Origin of the sequence: Streptomyces sp. NPDC020917 (assembly GCF_044333795.1) — a bacterium.
Classification (GTDB): Bacteria; Actinomycetota; Actinomycetes; order Streptomycetales; family Streptomycetaceae; genus Actinacidiphila.
The window spans coordinates 409804-433172 of record NZ_JBIRRR010000004.1 but is presented as its reverse complement, the minus strand read 5'-3'; the positions used below and the strand labels follow the sequence as shown (position 1 = coordinate 433172).

Below are 23369 nucleotides of genomic sequence, written 5' to 3'. Positions count from 1 at the left end.
CACCGACATTCGGGGCCATGCGGCCCGTCGCGTCCCGTCCGCCGGGGCCCGCGGCCCCGGACGAGGGGGACGGGACGGGCGGTTCGGCGCAGGCCGGCGGGCTATTCGACGCCGATGATCAGCGGGGCGGCGCTCTGGCCGCCGTCGTAGGTGACGGTGTCCACCGCGAGGTGGCCCTCGCGCACGCGGGCCTCGATCCGGTCGCCGAGGCCGGGCGGCGCGGTGGCGCCGAGCACCAGCGTGACGAGTTCGCCGCCGGCGGCGAGCATCCGGTCCAGCACGACCTCGGCGGTCTCCGCCAGGTCGGCGCCGATCACGGCGACGTCCCCGTCGATCAGGCCGAGCACGTCGCCGGCCTGGCAGACGCCGGCCATGGTCCACGACCGGTGCTCGGCGACGGCCAGTTCCGCGTAGCGGGTGGCGCCGGCCGCCGCCGTCATGGCGACCACGTCCTCGTCGAAGCGGCGGGACGGCTCGTGGACGGCGAGCGCGGCCAGGCCCTGGACGGCGGACCGGGTGGGGATCAGCGCCACCCGGACCCCGTCGGTCCTGGCCTGCTCGGCGGCGGCGCCCGCGGCGTCGCGCAGGTCGGCGTCGTTGGGCAGCACCACCACCTCGCGGGCGTGCGCGCGCCGTACGGCCGCCGCGATCTCGCCGCTGGCGGTCGGCTCCCCCGGGCGCACCGCGACGACGGTGGCCCCGGCCTCGGCGTACAGACCGGCCAGCCCCTCGCCCTGGACGACCGCGACGACGGCCCTGCGGGCCCGCTCGCGGCCCGCCTCGCGCTGCGGGCCGCCGAAGTGGGTCACCCGGATCCGGTAGGGGCGGCCGGCCTCGATCCCGGCCTCGATGGCGGCGCCGACGTCGTCGACGTGCACGTGGACGTGCCACAGGCCGTCGCCGCCGACGACCACCAGCGAGTCGCCGAGCGCGTCCAGGCGGGACCGCAGCCGGGCCACCGGCGCGTCCCCGGCCGCCTCCAGCAGGAAGATCACCTCGAACGCCGGCCCGCCCTCCTCGGCGTGCCCGTCCTGCGCGCAGGACTCCCCGGCGGCGGCGTCCTGAGGCACCCCGGAGCCGTCCTCGGCGCCGGGGTGGGTGTGGCGGAAGGAGGTGCCGGTGCCGGCCGCGGTCCCGGCGGGCGCGAGCGGCGGCGCCTCGCCGGTCACCGCCTCGCACAGCGCGCCGAGGACGGTGGCCAGGCCGAGCCCGCCGGCGTCGACCACGCCCGCCCGCTGCAGCACGCCGAGTTGGCCCGGGGTGCCGGCGAGCGCGGCCAGCGCGCCGGTGTGGGCGGCGCGGACCACCTCGGCGAGGCCGCCCTCGGCGTCGCGGGCCGCGTCGGCCGCGCCGTTGGCGACGGTCAGCATGGTGCCCTCGACCGGCCGGGAGACCGCGGTGTATCCGGAGTCGGCGGCCGCCCGCAGCGCCCGGCGGACCGCGGCGGCCGCCGTGTGGTCCTCGTCACGCGCGGCGGGCCCGCCGGGAGCGTCCGGGACGTCGTGGGGGGCGGGCGGCGCGGAGAGCGAGGCGTTCATGCCGCGCAGCAGTTGGGCCAGGATCGTGCCGGAGTTGCCGCGGGCGCCGATGAGGGCGCCGTGGGACATGGCCTGGAACGCCTCGGCGAGGGTGGGGCGGCTGCCGTCGGCGTCACCGGTGGCCGCGTGGCCGTCGAAGGCCGCGTCGACCGACTGGGCCGCGGACTCCACGGTCAGGTAGAGGTTGGTGCCGGTGTCGCCGTCGGCCACCGGGTAGACGTTGATCGCGTCGATCTCCTCGCGGGCCCGGCCCAGCGCCCGCAGCGAGAGCCGGCACCAGGCGCGCACCGCGGAAGCGTCGAGCGAGGGCGGCAACAGGTCCTCCTGGGACACGGTGAACGGGGCGGCTGCCCGCGAGGGTAGCCGTGAGTCCGGTCACGCGCGCAGGGCGGGCGGGTCGGAGCGGCTCCCGGACCATGGTAGTTTCGTTGTACGGGAGCAGAGGTTGTATGCTGCTCCGGTTGCCCGGGGCTCTCTCGGGCATTTCATCGTAAATGCATCTGAAGTCTTTGGAGTGACCCGTGGCTGCCAACTGCGACGTCTGCGGCAAGGGGCCGGGCTTCGGCAACAGCATCTCCCACTCGCACCGCCGTACCCCGCGTCGTTGGAACCCCAACATCCAGCGCGTGCGTGCGGTCGTCGGGAAGACGCCGAAGCGCCTCAATGTCTGCACCTCGTGCATCAAGGCCGGCAAGGTCTCGCGCTAGTTCGAGCGCGTACGCACGCGTACGTCGTAGCAGCGCAGCCTTTGCGGCTACCGAAAGCCGGTCCACCTCGCGGTGGGCCGGCTTTTCAGCATGCCTGCGGCCGGACGGCCAGGGCGGTCAGGCCCGTTGGAGCCAGCCGTGGTCGACCGGGCCGATGCCCGAACCCAGCGGGAAGCCGGCGGCGATCGCGCCGGTGACGTACTGCTTGGCGCGGCCCACCGCGTCCGGCACGTCGTGGCCGAGCGCCAGATAGGAGGCCACCGCGCTGGCCAGGGTGCAGCCGGTGCCGTGGGTGTGCCGGTTGGAGTGCCGCGGCGCCCGGTACCAGTGCTCCCGCGTCCCGTCGGTCAGCAGGTCGACCGCGTCGGATCCGGCGCCCAGGTGCCCGCCCTTGATCAGCGCCCAGCGCGGCCCGTGCGCCAGCACCGCATCCGCGGCGGCCCGCATGCCCTCCTCCCCCGCGACGGCGACCCCGGTGAGCAGTGCGACCTCGTCGAGGTTGGGCGTCGCCACGGTCGCGGCGGGCAGCAGCCGGTCGCGGACCACGGCGACGGCCTCCGCGGCGAGCAGCGCGTCGCCGTGCTTGGAGATGCCGACCGGGTCGACGACGACAGGGACGTCGACGCCGGTGAGCAGCTCGGCGACCACCGCGGCCAGCCGCGCCGAGGAGAGCATGCCGGTCTTGACCGCCTGCACCCCGATGTCGTCGGCGACCGCGCGGAACTGGGCGCGCACCGCCTCCTCCGGCAGTTCCCACGAGCCGCTCACGCCCTGGGAGTTCTGCGCGGTGACGGCGGTGAGCACGCTCATGCCGTGCACGCCCAGCGCGAGCATCGTCTTCAGGTCGGCCTGGATGCCGGCGCCGCCCCCGGAGTCGGAGCCGGCGACGGTCAGCACCCGGGCGGGGGTCACTTTTCGTCGCCGAAGTGGTCCCAGCCGCCGGCCTTGTCCCAGGGCGAACCGTCCACGGTGACCTGGGGGGTGCGGCCGGCGGGGGTGCGGACCTCGCCGATCACCCGCCAGCGGGCAGGGAGCTTCACGTCCCGCGGGAACGCGGCGACTATCGCGTGGTCCTCGCCGCCGGTGAGCACCCAGTGCAGCGGGTCGACGCCGACCGCCTGGCCGATGTCCGACATCTGCGCGGGTACGTCGACGTCCGCGGACCGCAGGTCGATGTCCACCCCGCTGGCGGCGGCGATGTGGCCGAGGTCGGCCACCAGGCCGTCGCTGACGTCGGTCATCGCGGTGGCGCCGAGCTCGGCGGCGGCCGGGCCCGCGTGGTAGGGCGGCTCCGGCCTGCGGTGCGCCTCGACGAAGGCGCGCGGGGAGCGGAAGCCGCGGGAGAGCACCGCGTACCCGGCGGCAGACCAGCCGAGCCAGCCGGTGACGGCGACCACGTTGCCGGGGCGGGCTCCCGAACGGGTGACGGCGGCCCGGTTGCGCAGGTCACCCAGCGCGGTGACGGCGACGGTGACCACATCGCCGCGCACCACGTCGCCGCCGACCACCGCGGCACCCGCCACCTGGCACTCGTCGCGGATGCCGTCCATCAGCTCGACCGGCCAGGTCGCCGGCAGGTCGGTGGGCACCACCAGCCCGACCAGCACCGCGGTGGGCACCGCGCCCATGGCGGCGATGTCGGCCAGGTTCTGCGCGGCGGCCTTGCGGCCGACGTCGTAGGCGGTGGACCAGTCGCGCCTGAAGTGCCGGTTCTCCAGCAGGACGTCGGTGGTGGCCACCACCCGGCGGTCCGGCGCGGCGACCACGGCCGCGTCGTCCCCGGGGCCGATCTTCACGGCGGGGGTCGAGGTGAGACGGGAGGTCAGTTCCCTGATGAGCCCGAACTCCCCCAGCTCGCCCACAGTCCCCTTCATAGCGTCGTCCCCTTCGGTGTTTCCTGGCGCGGTTTCCGCCGGCTGTGTTTCCCGTCAATACAGGGGGGCAGGTACCGCGCGGGTCTCCCCGCTGCACGCGGCAACGCGATACCGTGGCGTCCCCCTTCCCACATGATCCTCGAAGCCGCCCTGGAGGTTCCGTGGTACAGGCGTACATCCTGATCCAGACCGAGGTCGGCAAGGCCTCGGCAGTAGCGGAGGTGATCTCCAAGATCGACGGTGTCATCCAGGCCGAGGACGTGACCGGCCCTTATGACGTGATCGTGCGCGCCCAGGCCGACACGGTCGACGAACTCGGCCGCATGGTGGTGGCCAGGGTCCAGCAGGTGGACGGCATCACCCGAACCCTGACCTGCCCGGTCGTGCATATCTAGCCCCCCACTATGCTCGCCCGGTGAGGATTCGTCGCCGGGCTGCGCTGATCGCCGTGTCCGCCGTCGCGTGCCTGTCAGCGGCGGCGGTATACGCCACCACTTCCGATACGGACGAGACCGTCGCCGTGCCGGTTCCTGACGCCCAGGTGGCCCGCTACTGCGCCGCGCTGCACGCACGGCTGCCGCAGCGGGTCAGCGGACTTCCCCGGCATGATCTCAAGCCGCGTTCCGAGCTGACCGCCGGGTGGGGGAATCCGTCGATCGTGCTGCGCTGCGGGGTGCCGCGGCCCGCAGCCGACAACGACTCGAGCGCCGACGCCGTCGAGGTGGACGGGGTCGGCTGGCTGATCGAGCCGCAGAGCGGCGGGACGTTCCGGCTCACCACGACGCTGCGCAAGGCGTACGTCGAGGTGACGCTGCCGAAGAAGTACGCCGGCGATGTCGGCCCGCTGACCGATCTCGCCTCGGCGGTCAAGCGCACCATCCCCGAAGGCGTCTGAGCCCGCGGGGAGGGTGCACCGGGCGGTCAGCGCAGGCCGGTCGAGCGGCGCAGCGCGGCCTGGATGAGCCGGTCGACGAGTTCGGGGTAGCCGATCCCGCTCTCCTGCCACATCCGCGGGTACATCGAGATGGGCGTGAAGCCCGGCATCGTGTTGATCTCGTTGATCACGAACTCGCCGTTGTCCAGCAGGAAGAAGTCCGCGCGCACCAGGCCCTCGCAGGACGCGGCCTCGAACGCGGCCACCGCGAGCCGCTGCACCTGCGCGGTCTGCTCGGGGGTGAGCGGCGCCGGCACCACGCCGTCGGCGGAGTCGATGTACTTCGCCTCGAAGTCGTAGAAGTCGTGGCTGCTGGTCGGCGGGATCTCGGCGGGCACCGAGGCGCGCGGGCCGTCCTCGAACTCCAGCACCCCGCACTCGATCTCGCGGCCGCGCAGCATCGCCTCGACGATGACCTTGGGGTCGTGCCGCCGCGCCTCGTCGATCGCCGCGTCGAGGCCCTCGGGGCCGTCGACCTTGGAGATGCCGAACGAGGAGCCGGCCCGGGCGGGCTTCACGAACAGCGGCCAGCCGTGCTCGGCGGCGAACGCGAGCACGCGGTCGCGGGCGGCGGCCGGGTCCCGCTCCCACTCGCGCGGCCGGACCACCACGTACGGGCCGACGGCCAGCCCGAACGAGGTGAAGATCCGCTTCATGTACTCCTTGTCCATGCCGACGGCGGAGGCGAGCACGCCCGCGCCGACGTACGGGACGCCGGAGAGTTCCAGCAGGCCCTGGAGGGTGCCGTCCTCGCCGTACGGGCCGTGCAGCATGGGGAAGACGACGTCGACCTCGCCGAGCGCCTTGGGCACCGCGCCGGCCTCGGTGTAGACGACCTCGCGGTTGCCCGGGTCCACCGGCAGGGCGACCGCGCCCTCGTGGTCGGTGACCTGCTCGACGGTCGGCATGCGGCGCTCCGCGATGGCCATCCGTTCGGGTTCGTCGGCGGTCAGCGCCCAACGGCCCTCGGTGGTGATGCCGATCGGCAGCACGTCGTACTTGTCGCGGTCGATGGCGCGCAGCACGCTCGCGGCGGTCACCACGGACACGCCGTGCTCGGAGCTGCGGCCGCCGAATACCACGGCGACCCGCGGCTTGCGGGGGCTCTGGGGAGAAGGCAGGTTGCTCATGTCACGGTGACCTTACCGTTCCGCCTTCGCGGAACGTGACATCAACTCCTTGACGGCCACGACGGGCGGCTTCCCGTTGTGCACGATGTCGACCACGGTCTCGGTGATCGGCATGTCGACGCCGTGCCGGCGGGCCAGATCCGCCACCGACTCGCAGGACTTGACGCCCTCCGCGGTCTGGCTGGTGACCGCGATGGTCTCGGCCAGGCTCATGCCGCGGCCGAGGTTGTGCCCGAAGGTGTTGTTGCGGGACAGCGGCGAGGAGCAGGTGGCGACCAGGTCGCCCATGCCGGCCAGGCCCGCGAAGGTGTGCGCGTCGGCGCCCATCGCCAGTCCCAGCCGGGTGGTCTCGGCCAGGCCCCGGGTGATGAGCGACGCCTTGGTGTTGTCGCCGAGCCCCATCCCGCCGGCGATGCCGACCGCGAGCGCGATGACGTTCTTCACCGCGCCGCCGAGTTCGACGCCCACCACGTCGGTGTTGGTGTAGGGGCGGAAGTAGGCGGTGTGGCAGGCGGTCTGGAAACGCCTCGCGACGTCCTCGTCACGGCAGGCCACCACGGCGGCGGCGGGCTGGCGGGCGGCGATCTCCGGTGCGAGGTTGGGCCCCGACAGCACCGCGATCCGCTCCTGGCCGGCCTTGGTGACGTCCTCGATGACCTCGCTCATCCGCTTCGCGGTGCCGAGTTCGACGCCCTTCATCAGGCTCACCAGCACTGCGTCGGAGCGCATCAGCGGCGCCCAGTCGGCGAGGTTGGCGCGCAGCGACTGCGAGGGCACCGCGAGGATCACGAACTCTGCGCCGGCCGCGGCCTCGGCGGGGTCGGCGGTGGCCGTGACGGCGGAGGGCAGTTCGAGGTCGGGGAAGTAGTCGGGGTTGGAGCGGTTGGCGTTGATGGCGTCGACGAGAGCGGGCCGGCGGCCCCACAGCGACACCTCGCATCCGGCGTCGGCGAGCACCGCGGCGAACGCGGTTCCCCACGAACCGGTGCCGAAGACCGCGCAGCGTGCCGTCATGCGCCCTCCCGCGTCTCTCCCGCGACCTCGCCGGACACGGCCTCGCCGGAGACGGGCCCGGCGGGCTCGGCAGGCGGCGCGGGCACCGCCGGCGCGGCGGGTTCGACGGGCTCGGCGCTCGCGACCGCGGCGGGCGCCGCACCGGAGAGGGTGACGCGGCGACGGGTGCGCGGGTCGTACAGGCCGGCCGGGGCGGGCTCGCCGCGCAGTTCGGCGAGCAGGTCCTTGACCGCTTCCATGATGGCCTCGGTGACCTCGCGCAGCACCTCGGAGGTCGGCTCCTTGCCGTAGAACGCGCTGAGGTCGACCGGCGGTCCGGCCAGCACCCGGTGGGTCTTGCGCGGCAGCAGGTTCAGCTTCTTCGCGTAGGGCGGGAGGAGTTCGTTGGCGCCCCACTGCGCGACGGGGATGACCGGGGCCTTGGTGAGCAGGGCGACGCGCGCGACACCGGTCTTGGAGACCATCGGCCACAGCTCCGGGTCGCGGGTCAGCGTCCCCTCGGGGTAGAACGCCACGCACTCGCCCTTGTTGACCGCCTCCACGGCCGCGCGGTAGGCGGCCGCGGCGTCCGCGGTGGCGCGGAACACCGGGATCTGCCCGGTGCCGCGCATGAAGGAGCCGATGAAGAAGGGCGTGAACAGCGACGCCTTGGCCAGGAAGCGCGGGACGCGGCCGGTGTTGTACTGGAAATGCGCGTACACCAGCGGGTCGAGGTACGAGTTGTGGTTGACCGCGGTGAGGAATCCGCCCTCGGCCGGAATGTTCTCGATTCCCCGCCAGTCCCGCTTGAACAGCACGATGAGCGGCGGCTTCGCGATCACAGCCGCCAGGCGGTACCAGAAACCGATTCTGCGGCGGGACACCCGGACTCCTCTTCGTTGCGCAGGCGCTGCGTGCTGCAGCACCCCTCCTGCCGCTCAGCATCGCGGCTACCAGAGACTAACGCCAGGAGTCCGCCCGGCGGGGGGCACCTCTGGCACCGTACGGGCACAGGACGGTGACAATAGGCGAGTACGGCGGTGCGGGGGTTGCGGCGGGTGCGGCAGGTGGTTCACGTGGAAGAGACCGGGAGCGGGTGGTCGCTCGTCGTCCCGTTGAAGCCGCTGGCCCTGGCCAAGAGCCGGCTCGCGGACGCGGCGGGCGAGGTGCGGCCGGCGCTGGCGCTGGCGTTCGCGCTGGACACGGTGGCCGCGGCGCTGGCCTGCCCGCGGGTCGCGGACGTCACCGTCGTCACCGACGACCCGGTGGCGGGCGGGCGGCTGGCGCAGCTCGGGGCGCTCGTGGTGCCGGACGTCCCGGCGGCCGGTCTGAACGCGGCCCTGCGGTACGGAGCGATGCGGGTACGGGAGCGCGGGGCGGCGGGCGGGGTCGCGGCGCTGAACGGCGATCTCCCGGCGCTGCGGCCGGCCGAGCTGTCCCTGGTGCTCCAGGAGGCCGCGCGCGCTCCGGAACGGGCGTTCCTGGCCGATGCGGCGGGTGTCGGGACGACGCTGCTGGCCGCGGCGCCCGGCGTCGCGCTGGCCCCCGCGTTCGGCGGCGCCTCCCGGGCGCGCCATCTCGCGTCCGGCGCCCGCGAGATCGCCCTGCCCCACGTCGGGTCGGTCCGGCAGGACGTGGACACCGCCGGCGATCTGCGGGCGGCCCACGCGCTGGGCCTCGGCCCGCGCACCGCCGCCCTCTTCGCCGCGCACTCCGCGGCGGTTCAGGCCCCCGGGTCCGGGTAGGTCTGCAGGGTCACGAAGACGACCCGCCGTTCGTCGCCCGCTCCCTCGGTGCGGATCCGCACCCGCTGGCCGACGCGCAGCAGCAGCAACCCGCCCGCGTCGAACGCCTCCGCGTCGAACGGCAGCGGTGTCCCGTCGTCCAGCAGCACGCTGCCGCCGCGGCTCACGGGATCAAAGGTGTACGCGGTCGCCTGCATGCCCCCATTATTGCCGTCCGCTCGCCCGCCGGCGCCCGAAAGCGGAGGCCGGCGCGGGCAGCGGCGCAGAAGAACAGCCGGGCCGGGCCCCGGGTGGGGCCCGGCCCGGCTGCGGGTGACGGCGGTGGGAGCCGGCTATCACCTGGCGGCGGCGCGCTTGCGGGTGGCGCGCTTGGCCGGAGCCTTCTTGGCGGTCGCCTTCTTGGCCGGGGCCTTCTTGGCCGCGGTCTTCTTGGCGGTCGCCTTCTTCGCGGTGGTCTTCTTCGCCGCGGTCTTCTTGGCGGAGGTGGCCTTCTTCGCCGTGGCCTTCTTCGCGGCGGTGGCCTTCTTCGCCGTGGCCTTCTTCGCCGCGGTGGCCTTCTTGGCCGCGGCCTTCTTCGTGGTGGTCCTGGCGGTGGTGGCGGCACCGCCGGTCAGGCTGCCCTTGGGGGCCTTCTTGACGGAGACCTCGCCGCCACGCGGAAGCTTCTTCGCCCCGCTGACCAGGTCCTTGAAGCCCTGGCCCGCGCGGAACCGCGGCACGGAGGTCTTCTTGACCCTGACCCGCTCCCCGGTCTGGGGGTTGCGAGCGTAACGGGCGGGACGCTCGACCTTCTCGAACGAACCGAATCCGGTGACCGACACCCGGTCTCCGGCGACCACCGCGCGGACGATCGCGTCGAGAACCGCGTCAACCGCGTCCGCGGCGTCCTGACGGCCGCCTACCTTGTCGGCAATCGCTTCTACGAGCTGCGCCTTGTTCACGTCTTCCCCTTCGGAAACTTGCCCGGCGAATGAGTGCGGGCTGATTTCGCACGCTAGGCGGATATATACCGCAAATCAAATACGAAACGGGCGAATCACCCTTGTGCCGCAACGAACTCGGGGCTCTCGACGATCAGCGATCAGGGATTCCGAGGTCGTCCAACTCAGCCGTCAACGCGTCCAGACGCCGTGCCGCGTCGGCGAGATCGTGCTTCGCGACGGCGGTCACCGCGAGCAACCGCCGACTCAACTCCCGCCTGGTCCCATCAGGGACTTCGGGATTCGCCACACGTGTGTGCGCCTGCTTCAGACGTGCGGCCACGACCCCGTAGAGCTCGAGTTGGCCGTCACGTCCCATGCGTCGATTGTGCCATCTGCGGCGAGTTGTCGGGAGCGACAGGGCCAACCGGGTGCTCCCTTGCTCCTCCGGTTGCCGGTCGGCGAAAAACCCGAAGCGCCCCTCGCCGGGCCCGTGCACGGGGCACGGGACGGCGAGGGGCGCTTCGGAGAGTGACGAAACCGCGGTACTCAGCGGCGGTCGGACCGCCGTCAGGACGCGGTCGCGCCCGCGGTCACACCTGGACGGTGCTCGGCTTGAACGACGGCCGGCCGGACTCGAACGCGGCGATGTCCGCCTCGTTGGCGAGCGTCAGGCTGATGTCGTCCAGCCCTTCCAGCAGCCGCCAGCGGGCGTTGTCGTCGAGTTCGAAGGGCGCGGTGACGCCCTCGGCGCGGACTTCGCGGGCCACCAGGTCCACGGTGATCTCCGCGGTGGGGTCGGCCTCGACGAGCTTCCACAGCTGCTCGACGGTCTCCTGCGGCAGGACGACCGTCAGCAGGCCGTTCTTCAGCGAGTTGCCGCGGAAGATGTCGGCGAACCGGGACGAGATCACGGTCTTGAAGCCGTAGTTCTGCAGCGCCCACACGGCGTGCTCGCGGGACGAGCCGGTGCCGAAGTCGGGGCCGGCCACCAGGACCGTGGCGCCCTTGCGCTCGGGCGCGTTGAGGATGAACGACGGGTCCTTGCGCCAGGCCTCGAACAGGCCGTCCTCGAACCCGTTGCGGGTGACCTTCTTCAGCCAGTGCGCGGGGATGATCTGGTCGGTGTCGACGTTGCTGCGGCGCAGCGGCACGGCCCGGCCGGTGTGCGTGGTGAAGGCTTCCATGGTGCTCAGACCTCCGCGGGAGCAGGGACGTCGGACAGGTCGGCGGGCGAGGCCAGCCGGCCCACCACCGCGGTGGCGGCGGCGACCTGGGGCGAGACGAGGTGGGTGCGGCCGCCCTTGCCCTGGCGTCCTTCGAAGTTGCGGTTCGAGGTGGACGCGGACCGCTCGCCGGGGGCGAGTTGGTCGGGGTTCATACCCAGGCACATCGAGCAACCCGCGTGCCGCCATTCGGCGCCGGCCGCGGTGAACACCTTGTCCAGGCCCTCCTCGACGGCCTGCAGCGCGACGCGTACCGAGCCCGGGACGACCAGCATGCGGACACCGTCGGCGACCTTGCGGCCCTGGACGACGGACGCGGCGGCGCGCAGGTCCTCGATCCGGCCGTTGGTGCACGAGCCGACGAACACCGTGTCCACCGCGACCTCGCGCAGCGGCTGCCCGGCGTCCAGGCCCATGTACTCCAGCGCCTTCTCCGCGGCCAGCCGGTCGCTGGGGTCGGCGAACGACGCCGGGTCCGGTACGGACGCGCTCAGCGGCGCGCCCTGGCCGGGGTTGGTGCCCCAGGTGACGAACGGCGTGAGCGCGTTCGCGTCGATCCGCACCTCGTGGTCGAAGACCGCGTCGTCGTCGGTGCGCAGCGTCTTCCAGTACGCGACGGCGGCGTCCCAGTCCTCGCCCTGCGGCGCGTGCACGCGGCCCTGCAGGTAGTCGAACGTGGTCTGGTCGGGGGCGATCATGCCGGCCCGCGCGCCCGCCTCGATCGACATGTTGCAGACGGTCATCCGGGATTCCATCGACAGCTTCTCGATGGCAGAGCCGCGGTACTCGATGACATAGCCCTGGCCGCCGCCGGTGCCGATCCGGGTGATCACGGCGAGGATCAGGTCCTTGGCCGTGACGCCGTCGGGCAGTTCACCGTCGACGGTGATCGCCATGGTCTTGAACGGTGCCAGCGGCAGCGTCTGGGTGGCCAGCACGTGCTCGACCTGCGAGGTGCCGATGCCGAACGCCAGCGCGCCGAAGGCGCCGTGGGTGGAGGTGTGCGAGTCGCCGCAGACCACGGTGGTGCCGGGCTGGGTCAGTCCCAGCTGCGGTCCCACCACGTGGACGACGCCCTGCTCGACGTCGCCCAGCGGGTGCAGCCGTACGCCGAACTCCGCGCAGTTCTTGCGCAGCGTCTCCAGCTGGGTGCGCGAGACCGGGTCGGCGATCGGCTTGTCGATGTCGAGGGTGGGGGTGTTGTGGTCCTCGGTGGCGATGGTGAGGTCGGTGCGGCGGACCGTCCGGCCGTTCATCCGCAGCCCGTCGAACGCCTGGGGGCTGGTCACCTCGTGGAGCAGGTGAAGATCGATGAAGAGCAGATCGGGCTCGCCTTCGGCGCGGCGGACGACATGGTCGTCCCAGACTTTCTCCGCGAGTGTCCTACCCATCGCTGTCCCTCCGGCCCGCGCCCTCGCGGGCTGCTCGGTGTGTGTGCTGCGCAGTGACTGCGCTGAACACCCAGCCTGACGCGTTCTCCGGAAAATTGAACTTGCGTTTCATACTCTGAGACGCGAGTATCGTTGCATGGACAACTCTAGCGGCGTCGGCGTTCTCGACAAGGCGGCTCTGGTGCTCAGCGCGCTGGAGTCCGGCCCGGCCACCCTGGCGGGGCTCGTGGGCGCCACGGGCCTCGCCCGCCCCACGGCACACCGCCTTGCGGTGGCCCTCGAACACCATCGCATGGTCGCCCGCGACATGCAGGGCCGCTTCATCCTGGGCCCGCGCCTGGCCGAGCTGGCGGCCGCCGCCGGCGAGGACCGGCTGCTGGCCACGGCCGGGCCGGTGCTGACCCACCTGCGGGACATCACCGGGGAGAGCGCGCAGCTCTACCGGCGCCAGGGCGACATGCGCATCTGCGTGGCCGCCGCGGAACGGCTGTCCGGACTTCGGGACACCGTGCCGGTCGGCTCCACGCTCCCGATGAAGGCGGGCTCCGCGGCCCAGGTGCTGATGGCCTGGGAGGAGCCGGAGCGGCTGCACCGCGGGCTGCAGGGGGCGCGGTTCACCGCGACCGCGCTGTCCGGCGTGCGGCGGCGCGGCTGGTCCCAGTCCATCGGCGAGCGCGAGCCGGGTGTCGCGTCGGTGTCCGCGCCGGTGCGCGGCCCGTCCAACCGCGTGGTCGCCGCCGTCTCGGTCTCCGGGCCGATCGAGCGGCTGACCCGGCACCCGGGCCGGATGCACGCGCAGGCGGTCGTGGACGCCGCGGCCCGGCTGAGCGAGGCGCTGCGCCGCACCGGCTGAGCCGCCGCGGCGGGCCGGAAGTCGCCGGCGGGGGCTGACTACTCCGCCCCCGCCGGCACCCCCTCCTCCTCCACCCCCGGCCCCGAGTCCGTCGCCGGCGCTTCCGCGGCCTGCGCCTGCGCCTGCGGGACGCCGTAGGACAGCCGCTCGCGCCCGGTCCCGCCGCGCGTGGCGAGCGGCACCACGCCGTGCGCCGCGGCGAGGCCGAACGGCGGCATGCCGTAGTAGATCGCCTCGTAGCCGCCGGCCGGCACCACGTACGTCTCGTGCCAGACGCCGACCGCCCGACCGCCGTTCCTGGCACGCCGGTTGAAGGCCGCCCAGGCAGGGCGGTGCAGCTTGTCCCGGTCCGCCGCGTAGGCGTAGAGCTTGTCCTTGGACTCCCAGTACTGCACCACGTAGTAGGTCCGCGGGGACCCGGTGAGCAGCACGTGGGACAGCAGCCCGGCGTCCTTGTCGCGGCCCAGTTCGCGCAGCATCCGCGGCATGGCGGTGAAGACCGGCAGCCACCGGTGCGGCGCCCAGAAGTGGTTGATCCGCATCCCGATCAGGAAGACGACCACCTCGCCCTCGGTGTCCGCGGTCGTGCGCTCGGGTGCCGGCCTGCGGGACATGGCGTTCCCCCTTCTTGGATAGCGACGCTATCCCCTTGTCCGTGGTTGGATAGTGCCACTCTCCAATTGGAGGGTCAAGGGGAAGGTGCGAGGGTTATGCGGCTGGCGGAGCTGAGCGAGCGCAGCGGGGTCTCGACGGCCACGATCAAGTACTACCTGCGCGAGGGACTGCTGCCCGCCGGCCGCCGGATCAGCGCCACCCAGGCCGACTACGACGACGCGCACCTGCGCCGGCTGCGGCTGGTCCGGGCGCTGATCCAGATCGGCCGGGTGCCGGTGGCCACCGCCCGCCAGGTGCTCGCGTACGTCGACGACGACTCGCTCGGGCAGACCATCCGGCTGGGCGCCGCCCTGTGGGAGCTGCCGCACGAGCCGGAGCCGGACGAGGAGGACCCTGCGACGGCCGCGGCCCGCGCGGAGGTGGACCGGCTGCTGGAGCTGCTCGGCTGGGCCACCGCGCGCGAGCTGGGCGCCCTCTCCCCCAACCACCGCGTCCTCACCGCGACGCTGGTCCGGCTGGGGCACCTGGGCTACCCGATGGACGCGGAGGCCCTGCTGCCGTACGCGCAGGGCCTCGGGCGGCTGGCGGAACTCGACCTGGACCGGCTGGAGACCCTGCCGACGCCGACCGAGAAGGTGGAGGCGGCGGTCGCCGCGGCGGTGCTCTTCGAGCCGGTGCTGCTCTGCCTGCGGCGACTGGCCCAGGAGGAGGAGTCGGCCCGCCGGTTCGGCCTGAGCTGACAGGGGGACGACGAAAGCCCGCCGCTGTCAGCGACGGGCTTTTCGTAGTGCGTACCCCCGACCGGATTCGAACCGGCGCTACTGCCTTGAGAGGGCAGCGTGCTAGGCCGCTACACAACGGGGGCCCTTGGCGATCCTCACCTCGTCCCGACCGGGTGCGACCCGGTGGGGACGGAACGAAAGGATCAGTACCCCCGACCGGATTCGAACCGGCGCTACTGCCTTGAGAGGGCAGCGTGCTAGGCCGCTACACAACGGGGGCGCGCACTTGAGAAGTGCTGCTGGGGTACCAGGACTCGAACCTAGACTAACTGAACCAGAATCAGTCGTGCTGCCAATTACACCATACCCCACCAAAACTCAACCCCCCGTGGGGGGCTTCGTTCGGCGTGCGCTCCGGCCCGGGCTTTTCGGCCCTCTCCGGCGGCGCAGGAAGAACATTACCCGATGCTGGACACCGCTCCAAAACGAGTATCCCCACGCAGGACAGCGGGCAGTTCCGCGAGACCGGTGATGCGTGTGAGGTCGGGCCGGGCGCCGCTGCCGCGGCGGTCCAGCCAGATGCCGAACAGCCCCGCGTCGGCCGCACCGCGGGCGTCGATGTCCGGCTCGTTGCCGACGTACGCCACCTCGTGCGGCGGGAGGTCCAGCGCCCGGCACGCGGCGTGGAAGGCCGCCGCCTCCGGCTTGGACACGCCGAGTTCGGCCGCGCACAGCAGCACCTCGAACCGGTCGCGTACGCCGAGCACCCGCAGCTTGCGGTCCTGGTGGTCGAAGGCGGAGTTGGAGAGCACCGCGTGCCGGTACTCCCCCGCGAGCACGTCCAGCACCGGCACGGTGTCCGGGAACAGCGACCAGGCGGCCTCGTAGTGGACGATGTGGCGCCCGAACCAGGCGTCCGCCTCCTCGTCGCTCAGCGGCCGGCTCAGGAAGTCCCGTACGCGGTCCCTGCGCTGGCCCTGGAAGTCGCACTCGCCGGCCGAGAACCGGGCCCAGTGCCGCTCGGTCAGCTCGGCCCACAGCCCGAGGGCCTGCTCGACGCTCGTGCAGCCGTCGGGCAGGCCCTCGTGGTCCAGATGGTTGCGCATGCCGATCCGGTCGGCGGCGCCGTAGTCGAAGAGAGTGTCGTCGATGTCCCAGAGCACCGCGCGGATCGCCATACCCGCCAGGCTAGTCCGCCAGTCTCGCGAGGGCGGCGTCGATCCTGGCCAGGGTGCGGTCGCGGCCGAGGACCTGGAGCGACTCGAAGAGCGGCAGGCCGACGGTGCGCCCGGTGACGGCGACGCGGACCGGGGCCTGCGCCTTGCCGAGCTTGAGGCCGTGCGCCTCGCCGGCGGCCAGCACGGCCTCCTTCAGCGACTCCGGGGAGCTCCAGTCGGCCGCGTCGAGCTTCTCCCGCGCGGTGCGCAGCAGGTCCGCCGAGCCCTCCTTCATCGCCTTGGCCCACGACGCCTCGTCCCGCACCGGCTCGGGCAGGAACAGGAAGTCGACGTTGGCGGTGATGTCGGAGAGCACGGTGAGCCGGGTCTGCGCGTGCGGGGCGATCGCCTGCCATGCCGCCTCGTCGAACTCCTCGGGCCGCCAAGGGGCGTGCGGGGCCTGCAGCCACGGCCGGCAGGCGTCGGCGAACGCCTTCGGGTCCAGCCGCCGGATGTGGTCGGCGTTGATCGCCTCGGCCTTCTTCAGGTCGAAGCGGGCCGGGTTGGCGTTGACGCCGGTGATGTCGAACCGCTCGACCATCTCGGCGACGGTGAAGACGTCCTGGTCCGCGGAGTACGACCAGCCCAGCAGCGAGAGGTAGTTGAGCAGTCCCTCGGGCAGGAAGCCGCGCTCGCGGTAGAGGTTGAGCGAGGACTCGGGGTCGCGCTTGGACAGCTTCTTGTTGCCCTCGCCCATGACGTAGGGCAGGTGCCCGAACCGCGGGACGGCCTGGGCCACGCCCAGTTCGATCAGCGCCTCGTAGAGGGCGATCTGCCGCGGCGTGGAGGACAGCAGGTCCTCGCCGCGCAGCACGTGGGTGATGCCCATCAGGGCGTCGTCGACCGGGTTGACCAGGGTGTAGAGCGGGGCGCCGTTGGCCCGGACGATGCCGAAGTCCGGCACGTTCTCCGGGGTGAACGTCAGCTCGCCGCGCACCAGGTCGGTGAAGGTGAGGGTCCGGTCGGGCATCCGGAAGCGGACGATCGACGGGCGGCCCTCGGCCCGGTACGCCGCGACCTGCTCCTCGGTGAGGGTGCGGCACCGGCCGTCGTAGCCGGACGGCCGGCCGGCGGCGCGGGCCTCGGCCCTGCGCTCCTCCAGCTCCTCGTTGGTGCAGTAGCAGTCGTAGGCGTGCCCGGCCTCCTTGAGGCGGGCGGCGACGTCGGCGTAGATCCCCATCCGCTCGGACTGCCGGTAGGGCGCGTGCGGCCCGCCGACCTCGGGACCCTCGTCCCAGTCCAGCCCGAGCCAGCGCAGGGAGTCCAGCAGCTGGCGGTACGACTCCTCGGAGTCGCGGGCCGCGTCGGTGTCCTCGATGCGGAAGACCAGGGTGCCCTGGTGGTGCCGGGCGAAGGCCCAGTTGAAGAGGGCGGTGCGGACCAGGCCCACATGGGGGTTGCCGGTCGGCGAAGGACAGAAGCGGACCCGTACGTCCGCGGAGGTTGCTGCGCTAGCCACGCGAGATCACCTTGTTGGTGAGAGTGCCGATGCCTTCGATGGTGACGGCGACCTCGTCACCGGGGTGGAGCGGGCCGACGCCGGCCGGCGTGCCGGTGAGCAGCACGTCGCCGGGCAGCAGCGTCATGGCCTCGGTGATGTTGACGATCAGGTCCTCGATGGAGTTGATCATCTGGCTGGTGCGGCCGGCCTGCCGCAGTTCGCCGTTGACGGTCGCGGTGACCGCGAGGTCGGACGCGGCCGCCAGGTCCAGGCCGGTCTCGATCCACGGGCCCAGCGGGCAGGAGGAGTCGAAGCCCTTGGCCCGGGCCCACTGCTTCTCGGCCTGCTGGGTGTCGCGTGCGGTCACGTCGTTGGCGCAGGTGTAACCCAGGATCACGTCCTTGACCCGCTCGCGGGGCACCTCGCGGCACAGCCGCCCGATGACGACGGCCAGTTCGGCCTCGTGGTGGACCTCGCGGGAGAACGACGGGTAGGCGATCGGGTCGCCGGGGCCGATGACGGAGGTGGAGGGCTTGAAGAACGCCCAGGGGGCGGTCGGCACCTCGTTGCCCAGCTCCTTGGCGTGCGCCGCGTAGTTGCGGCCGATGGCGACGACCTTGCTGGGCAGCACGGGCGGCAGCAGCCGCACCTTGTCCAGCGGCACCTTCGTCCCGGAGAGCTCGAACTCGGCGAAGGGCACGCCCTTGATGATGTCGACGACGAGCCCTTCGGTGCCGCCGGGCGTGGAGGGCTCGCCCTCCACCGCCCCGAAGGCGACGTTGCCGTCGATGGAGAACCTGGCGATGCGCATGGGTTCAGCCTATCCGGCTGCCACGGCACCGCAGACCTGCGCATCGCCGCAGGTCACGGGGTGGTTCAGGGGGCGACGGGCGCCTGGGGCAGCTCGTTGAGTACGGTACGGCGCGGGTTGGCGGTACGCGTCGGCAGCTGGCCGTCGCCCGCTCCGAGGTCGGTGCCGATCGCCACCGGGGACTCGCCGGCGCCCAGCTCGCTCACGTCCTTGAGGTGCGCGAGGGTGGTGCGGCGCGGGTTGGCGATCTGACGGAACATCATCGTGGTCTTCATCTGGCCGTCGGGACCTCGGGTGTCGGGCGCCCTCTGGGCGCGGAGCGGTTGACAGACTACGGTTTCTGTAAAGCACCAGGCTAGGCGGCCCATTCCCCGGGCGACGCGGCGCACTCGTCTGACGAGTTGTGATTTTGCTCACGAAGTGAGCCACGGATCGGCCATTTCCGACATATTTCAGCCGAACAGGAGTCGGGCATTCCGGGCCTCGCGGGAGATTCCCCCCGCCTCCGGTCCGAGCCGGGCACCGCGGACCCGCAGGTCCCGACCTCGGGCGCTGTCCGGAATCCTCCGGTATCACCGATTCCACCCCGCACGCTGCGTGCTGGTACCACTGCGCCGAGTGACACATTCCAACAGGTCGGCTACGGCCCTTGTTGTCGGATCCGGCACTGTGCTGGAATTCCCCGGACCGACGCATCACATCGAGCCGGCGCGCAGGGGGCGCGTACGAGCACCGAGCGGCGGTGAAGGGCAGATGGCCGCCTCGAGATCCGGGGAGGCCTGGGCCCCCATGACTCGACACCGTCCCTTCCGCTTCACTGCGGGGGACGCCTGGTCCAGAGGTTGCGACGCTAGTGCAGGGACGTTTCAAGAGGGACAGCGGCGCTGCGGGTGACCCGGAGCAGCAGCCCGGCGGGACCGCCAGCGGTTCGACGCAAGCGGCAGCCGACTCCGGACCCGCCACGCCGGGGACCGCTGCGGCCCCCGGACGGACGAGCACGCCCAGCGCCATCGAGACCGCGGGCCGGATCACCGGCCTGGACGGCAAGCCGGGCCCCCGAATAGCGATGCGCAACTGGCGCATCAGCACCAGACTCGTCTCGCTGCTCGCCCTCCCCGTCGTCACCGCAGGTGCGCTCGGCGGTCTGAGCATCAAGAGCTCGCTGGACAACATCAACCAGCTCGAGCGCATGAAGACGCTGACCGACATCACCGAGCACGCGACGGACCTCGCCGCCGCGCTGCAGGAGGAGCGGGACAGCTCGGCCGGCCCGCTGGCGTCCGGCCAGACCGGCAACGACGCGATCGCCGCGTCGCGCGAGACCACCGACCGCGAGCTGTCGCTCTACAAGAACGCGACCGACAACGTCCAGGCCACCGACTCGGTCTACAAGGGCGTCCGCGCGACCCTGGTGTCCATCGGCTCGCAGCTGTCCGACATCAAGCAGATCCGCGACCAGGCGTACACCGCGAACTCGGGCATCGCCCAGACCGTCTCGCAGTACGACGGCCTGATCCAGTCGCTGCTGTCGCTGTCGCAGGACATGGCGCAGGCGACGAACAACCACGAGATGATCCAGGCGACCCGCGCCCTGGCCGCGTTCTCCGCGGCCAAGGAGTACGAGTCGATCCAGCGCGCCGTGGTCAGCGCCGCGTTCGCCACCGGCGGCCACCTCAACGCGAACGACTACCAGACGGTCTACTGGTCGCACCTGAACGAGAAGACCCAGCTGGACCGCTTCCAGGCCATCTACGGCGGCTCGCAGAGCCAGGAGCTGCTGTCGCCGATCTACGGCGGCAACGACACCATCACCGCGCACAACGCGATCCTGGACCGGATCTTCCGCTCCCGCACGGGCATCGACAAGGTCGACATGTCGTACCCGGACTGGGACGACGCGGCGAAGACCAAGATCCAGGCGATGAACCAGATCGAGCGCTCGCTGCTCAACGAGATGCAGCAGAAGGCGCTCCAGCTGCAGAACGAGGCCAAGCGGTCCGCGCTGATCTCCGGCGCGATCATCCTGCTCGTGCTCGGCGTCGCCGTGGTCGGCGCCTTCGTCGTCGCCCGCTCGATGGTCCGCTCGCTGCGCCGGCTCCAGCAGACCGCCCAGGACGTCGCCCAGAAGCGGCTGCCCGAGCTGGTCAAGCAGCTCTCCGATTCCGACCCGCAGGACGTGGACACCTCGGTCGAGTCGATCGGCATCAACAGCCGCGACGAGATCGGCCAGGTGGCCCGCGCGTTCGACGAGGTCCACAGCGAGGCGGTCCGGCTGGCCGCCGAGCAGGCGCTGCTGCGAGGCAACGTCAACGCGATGTTCACCAACCTCTCGCGCCGCAGCCAGGGCCTCATCCAGCGCCAGCTGTCGCTCATCTCCGAACTGGAGTCCCGCGAGGCCGACCCGGACCAGCTGTCCTCGCTGTTCAAGCTGGACCACCTCGCGACCCGTATGCGCCGCAACGGTGAGAACCTGCTGGTCCTCGCCGGTGAGGAGCCGGGCCGCCGGTGGACCCGCCCGGTCCCGCTGGTCGACGTGCTCCGCGCCGCCGCGTCCGAGGTGGAGCAGTACGAGCGCATCGAGCTGACCTCAGTGCCGTCGGCCGAGGTCACCGGCCGTATCGTCAACGACCTCGTCCACCTGCTCGCCGAGCTGCTGGAGAACGCCACGTCGTTCTCCTCGCCCCAGACCAAGGTGCGCGTCACCGGCCACTCGCTGCCCGACGGCCGGGTGCTGATCGAGATCCACGACACCGGCATCGGCCTGTCCCCCGAGGACCTCGCCGACATCAACGAGCGGCTGGCCGCCCCGCCGACGGTGGACGTCTCGGTCTCCCGCCGCATGGGCCTGTTCGTGGTCGGCCGGCTGTCCCTGCGGCACGGCATCCGCATCCAGCTCCGCCCGTCGGACTCCGGCGGCACCACCGCGCTGGTCATGCTGCCGGTGGACGTCACCCAGGGCGGCGCGAACCAGAAGAACACTCCGGGTGCCCGTCAGGGCGCCGCACCGGCGGGCCAGGCCGGCACCGGCACCGGCATCGCCGGCGCCTTCGGCAACACGCCCCGGGTGGGCGGCACCCCGCAGCGCGGCCAGGTCGGCGGTGGCGCGCAGCGCCCGGCGATCGGCGCGGGAGCGGGAGCAGGCCGGCCGGGCGGTCCCGGCGGGCCCGGCGGCCCGCAGCAGGGCGGCGGCCCGCACTGGGCGGCCCAGGACAGCCCGCAGGGCGGCTTCCCCGACGACCGCGGCCAGGACACCCCGCGCGGCCACGAGGAGGTCGAGGCCCCGGCGTTCGACGCCTTCGAGGGCGCCGGCCAGGGCCCGCGCGGCGACTTCCCGCAGAACGGCCGCCCCGGCGGCCCGCAGCAGCAGGGCCAGCCGGCCGTGAACGGCATGGGCGGGCGCCCCGGCGGCCCGCAGGGCGGCGGCTTCCCGCCCCCGCAGCCGCAGAGCACCGGCCCGGAAGGCTTCCGTTCCGACGTGTTCGGCGGCCGTCCCGGCCCGACGCCGCGGCACGGCGGCCAGAACGGCCCGAGCGAGACCGGCCAGTTCCCGGTCCCGCAGGGCGGGCCCGGTGACACCGCGCAGTTCCCGCCGGTGCGCGACGACGACTACGCGCCGACCGGCCAGACCGGCCAGTTCCCGGTGCAGGGCCCGCAGCACGGCGCCCGCGGCCCGCAGGGCCCGCAGGGCGGCGGCTGGGCACCCGACGCCGGCCAGGGCCGTGTGCCGGACCACGGCCTCCAGGACTACCAGGACCCGTACGGCACCGGGCAGTTCCCGGTCCCGGCGGCCGGTCAGGGCGGCCCCGGCGACACCGCGCAGATCCCCGTGGTCCGCGGCGACGACACCGGCGAGTACCGGGCGCCGCAGGGCGGCCGTCCCGGTGGCCTGCCGCAGCGCGGCCCGCGCGGTCCGCAGGGCACCCCGGGCTGGGTCCCGGGCCAGGACCGGCCCGACCAGGCCGACCGCTCCTTCCAGCAGCAGCCCGCCCAGGACCCGTACAGCACCGGCCCGCAGCGGCTGTCCGACCTGACCGGTCCCGGTACCGGCCAGTACCCGGTGCCGCCGCAGCCGCAGGCCCCCGTCCAGCAGCCGGCGCCGCCGATGCAGCCGCGTCCGGCCGGCGCCGGGCGTCCCGAGCAGCTGCCGCCGGCCGCCGAGCCGATGGCACTGCCGCCGGCCCCGACCCGCGGGGACGAGCCGACGCCGATCTTCTCCTCGATCGAGTCGGACTGGTTCCGTACCGGGCAGGCCGAGCGGATGCAGCAGATCCACGTCGAGCCGGGTGCGCCCGGGGCGCAGGGGGTGCGCGGCCAGCAGGCCCCGCCGCCGCGCCCGGTCGGCCGCACCGCGCCGCCGCAGCGTCCGGTCCGCAACGACCGGCCCGCGCCGGCCGCGCAGCGCCCGACCGGCCCGCAGCCGGCCGTCCAGACGCCGGCGCCGCCCGCCGCGCAGCCGTTGCCGCGGGAGACGCCGAACTGGCGCACCTCGCCCAACGACGCGCTGCGCCAGCGGGCGGAGCAGGTCCGCGAGCCCTCGGCCGGCGGGGTCACGCCGTCCGGTCTGCCGCGCCGGGTGCCCAGGGCCAACCTGGTCGCCGGCGGGGCGACGCAGCAGCAGACGCCGGCGGAGGGGCCGCAGATCTCGCGGTCGCCCGACGACGTGCGCGGTCGTCTGACCAACCTCCGCAGGGGTATCCAGCAAGGCCGGCAGGCCGGCGGCAGCACTGACGGCCGTGGCTTCGGCACGAACCACCAGGAGCGCTAGTTGAGTGCGATGAGCCAGGCGGCACAGAACCTGAACTGGTTGATCACCAACTTCGTGGACAACACCCCCGGGGTGTCCCACACGGTGGTGGTCTCCGCCGACGGCCTGCTGCTCGCGATGTCCGACGGATTCCCCCGCGACCGCGCAGACCAGCTCGCAGCCGTCGCCTCCGGCCTGACCTCCCTCACGTCCGGAGCATCCCGCATCTTCGAAGGCGGCAACGTCAACCAGACCGTCGTCGAGATGGAACGCGGCTTCCTCTTCATCATGTCCGTCTCCGACGGCTCCTCCCTGGCCGTACTCGCCCACCCCGAGTGCGACATCGGCCTCGTCGGCTACGAAATGGCCCTGCTCGTCGACCGGGCAGGCGCCGTACTCACCCCGGACCTCCGCGCTGAGCTCCAGGGCAGCCTCATGCACTGACGGCCCGGCGCCAGCGCCGAGTCACCCGCACGTTCCCGTTTTTCCGCACCAGCGACAGCACTGC

24 protein-coding genes and 3 tRNA genes are annotated in these 23369 nt (G+C 72.8%); 8 read left to right on the top strand and 19 right to left on the bottom strand.

Annotation, left to right across the window (positions count from 1 at the left end; all coding sequences use genetic code 11):
* Positions 1-101 precede the first annotated feature (101 nt).
* On the bottom strand, positions 102-1853 hold the full coding sequence (locus ACH4TG_RS11785; protein WP_398242017.1) for a DAK2 domain-containing protein: 1752 nt from the start codon (positions 1851-1853) through the stop codon (positions 102-104).
* A 206-nt stretch (positions 1854-2059) separates the two neighbouring features.
* Between ACH4TG_RS11785 and rpmB the strand changes: the two genes are divergently transcribed.
* Entirely contained in the window at positions 2060-2245 is a 186-nt protein-coding gene (gene rpmB, locus ACH4TG_RS11780; RefSeq protein WP_033173090.1) for a 50S ribosomal protein L28, read from the top strand.
* Between the two features lie 117 nt (positions 2246-2362).
* Here the strand turns inward: rpmB and thiD are convergent, their stop codons facing one another.
* Both thiD and ACH4TG_RS11770 read right to left on the bottom strand, forming a co-directional pair.
* The gene (thiD, locus tag ACH4TG_RS11775) at positions 2363-3142 is read right to left on the bottom strand and encodes a bifunctional hydroxymethylpyrimidine kinase/phosphomethylpyrimidine kinase (protein WP_398242016.1); all 780 of its coding nucleotides are present in this window, start codon (positions 3140-3142) and stop codon (positions 2363-2365) included.
* Positions 3143-3153: 11 nt separating this feature from the next.
* Positions 3154-4119, bottom strand: a complete 966-nt coding sequence (locus ACH4TG_RS11770; protein ID WP_398242015.1) for a thiamine-phosphate kinase — start codon at positions 4117-4119, stop codon at positions 3154-3156.
* A gap of 161 nt (positions 4120-4280) precedes the next feature.
* Between ACH4TG_RS11770 and ACH4TG_RS11765 the strand changes: the two genes are divergently transcribed.
* Entirely contained in the window at positions 4281-4514 is a 234-nt protein-coding gene (locus ACH4TG_RS11765; RefSeq protein ID WP_205043521.1) for an Lrp/AsnC family transcriptional regulator, read from the top strand.
* A 20-nt stretch (positions 4515-4534) separates the two neighbouring features.
* A complete protein-coding gene (locus tag ACH4TG_RS11760) occupies positions 4535-5014 on the top strand; it encodes a DUF3515 domain-containing protein (protein WP_398242014.1) in 480 nt (159 codons plus the stop codon).
* Between the two features lie 26 nt (positions 5015-5040).
* Here the strand turns inward: ACH4TG_RS11760 and ACH4TG_RS11755 are convergent, their stop codons facing one another.
* The 3 genes from ACH4TG_RS11755 to ACH4TG_RS11745 are packed head-to-tail and all read right to left on the bottom strand — an operon-like array spanning position 5041 to position 8060.
* Positions 5041-6183, bottom strand: a complete 1143-nt coding sequence (locus ACH4TG_RS11755) for a D-alanine--D-alanine ligase family protein (RefSeq protein WP_398242013.1) — start codon at positions 6181-6183, stop codon at positions 5041-5043.
* 12 nt (positions 6184-6195) lie between these two features.
* On the bottom strand, positions 6196-7197 hold the full coding sequence (locus ACH4TG_RS11750; protein WP_398242012.1) for an NAD(P)H-dependent glycerol-3-phosphate dehydrogenase: 1002 nt from the start codon (positions 7195-7197) through the stop codon (positions 6196-6198).
* Positions 7194-8060, bottom strand: a complete 867-nt coding sequence (locus ACH4TG_RS11745) for a lysophospholipid acyltransferase family protein (RefSeq protein WP_398242011.1) — start codon at positions 8058-8060, stop codon at positions 7194-7196. Before ACH4TG_RS11745 ends, ACH4TG_RS11750 begins: the two co-directional genes overlap by 4 nt.
* Positions 8061-8252: 192 nt before the next feature.
* Between ACH4TG_RS11745 and cofC the strand changes: the two genes are divergently transcribed.
* Positions 8253-8921, top strand: a complete 669-nt coding sequence (cofC, locus tag ACH4TG_RS11740) for a 2-phospho-L-lactate guanylyltransferase (protein ID WP_398242010.1) — start codon at positions 8253-8255, stop codon at positions 8919-8921.
* Here the strand turns inward: cofC and ACH4TG_RS11735 are convergent.
* The 5 genes from ACH4TG_RS11735 to leuC all read right to left on the bottom strand — a co-directional run bounded on the left by ACH4TG_RS11735 (position 8900) and on the right by leuC (position 12458).
* On the bottom strand, positions 8900-9118 hold the full coding sequence (locus tag ACH4TG_RS11735) for a hypothetical protein (protein WP_398242009.1): 219 nt from the start codon (positions 9116-9118) through the stop codon (positions 8900-8902). The genes cofC and ACH4TG_RS11735 overlap by 22 nt on opposite strands.
* A gap of 138 nt (positions 9119-9256) precedes the next feature.
* Positions 9257-9862 carry an HU family DNA-binding protein gene (locus ACH4TG_RS11730; protein WP_398242008.1) on the bottom strand — a complete coding sequence of 202 codons (606 nt, stop codon included), beginning with the start codon at positions 9860-9862 and terminating at the stop codon, positions 9257-9259.
* A gap of 133 nt (positions 9863-9995) precedes the next feature.
* Positions 9996-10220: a hypothetical protein gene (locus ACH4TG_RS11725; protein ID WP_398242007.1), complete on the bottom strand. Its 225-nt coding sequence runs from the start codon at positions 10218-10220 to the stop codon at positions 9996-9998.
* Between the two features lie 214 nt (positions 10221-10434).
* On the bottom strand, positions 10435-11028 hold the full coding sequence (gene leuD / locus ACH4TG_RS11720) for a 3-isopropylmalate dehydratase small subunit (protein WP_398242006.1): 594 nt from the start codon (positions 11026-11028) through the stop codon (positions 10435-10437).
* A gap of 5 nt (positions 11029-11033) precedes the next feature.
* Entirely contained in the window at positions 11034-12458 is a 1425-nt protein-coding gene (leuC, locus tag ACH4TG_RS11715; protein WP_398242005.1) for a 3-isopropylmalate dehydratase large subunit, read from the bottom strand.
* Positions 12459-12594: 136 nt separating this feature from the next.
* Between leuC and ndgR the strand changes: the two genes are divergently transcribed.
* Positions 12595-13311, top strand: coding sequence for an IclR family transcriptional regulator NdgR (ndgR, locus tag ACH4TG_RS11710; protein WP_398242004.1), 717 nt, complete (start codon positions 12595-12597; stop codon positions 13309-13311).
* Positions 13312-13349: 38 nt separating this feature from the next.
* Here ndgR and ACH4TG_RS11705 read toward each other — a convergent pair whose 3' ends face one another.
* On the bottom strand, positions 13350-13925 hold the full coding sequence (locus ACH4TG_RS11705) for a DUF4188 domain-containing protein (RefSeq protein ID WP_398242003.1): 576 nt from the start codon (positions 13923-13925) through the stop codon (positions 13350-13352).
* Between the two features lie 96 nt (positions 13926-14021).
* Here ACH4TG_RS11705 and ACH4TG_RS11700 point away from each other — a divergent pair, with 96 nt between their 5' ends.
* On the top strand, positions 14022-14666 hold the full coding sequence (locus ACH4TG_RS11700) for a MerR family transcriptional regulator (RefSeq protein WP_398242002.1): 645 nt from the start codon (positions 14022-14024) through the stop codon (positions 14664-14666).
* A 52-nt stretch (positions 14667-14718) separates the two neighbouring features.
* On the opposite strand, the gene ACH4TG_RS11695 is transcribed toward ACH4TG_RS11700, so the two are convergent.
* From ACH4TG_RS11695 to ACH4TG_RS11665, 7 genes are all read right to left on the bottom strand, one after another.
* Positions 14719-14791 (bottom strand) — tRNA-Glu (locus ACH4TG_RS11695).
* Between the two features lie 64 nt (positions 14792-14855).
* Positions 14856-14928 (bottom strand) — tRNA-Glu (locus ACH4TG_RS11690).
* Positions 14929-14947: 19 nt separating this feature from the next.
* A tRNA-Gln gene (locus ACH4TG_RS11685) sits at positions 14948-15019 on the bottom strand.
* Positions 15020-15106: 87 nt separating this feature from the next.
* Positions 15107-15826 carry an HAD family hydrolase gene (locus tag ACH4TG_RS11680; protein ID WP_398242001.1) on the bottom strand — a complete coding sequence of 240 codons (720 nt, stop codon included), beginning with the start codon at positions 15824-15826 and terminating at the stop codon, positions 15107-15109.
* 10 nt (positions 15827-15836) lie between these two features.
* Positions 15837-17324 (bottom strand): glutamate--tRNA ligase, encoded by a 1488-nt coding sequence (gltX, locus tag ACH4TG_RS11675; protein WP_398242000.1) that lies wholly within the window; start codon positions 17322-17324, stop codon positions 15837-15839.
* On the bottom strand, positions 17317-18117 hold the full coding sequence (locus ACH4TG_RS11670; RefSeq protein ID WP_398241999.1) for a fumarylacetoacetate hydrolase family protein: 801 nt from the start codon (positions 18115-18117) through the stop codon (positions 17317-17319). The genes gltX and ACH4TG_RS11670 overlap by 8 nt, the downstream gene beginning before the upstream one ends.
* Positions 18118-18182: 65 nt before the next feature.
* Positions 18183-18392, bottom strand: coding sequence for a hypothetical protein (locus ACH4TG_RS11665; RefSeq protein WP_398241998.1), 210 nt, complete (start codon positions 18390-18392; stop codon positions 18183-18185).
* 578 nt (positions 18393-18970) lie between these two features.
* Between ACH4TG_RS11665 and ACH4TG_RS11660 the strand changes: the two genes are divergently transcribed.
* Positions 18971-22882, top strand: coding sequence for a nitrate- and nitrite sensing domain-containing protein (locus ACH4TG_RS11660; protein WP_398241997.1), 3912 nt, complete (start codon positions 18971-18973; stop codon positions 22880-22882).
* A 9-nt stretch (positions 22883-22891) separates the two neighbouring features.
* Positions 22892-23305 (top strand): roadblock/LC7 domain-containing protein, encoded by a 414-nt coding sequence (locus tag ACH4TG_RS11655; protein WP_398242139.1) that lies wholly within the window; start codon positions 22892-22894, stop codon positions 23303-23305.
* Positions 23306-23369 lie beyond the last annotated feature (64 nt).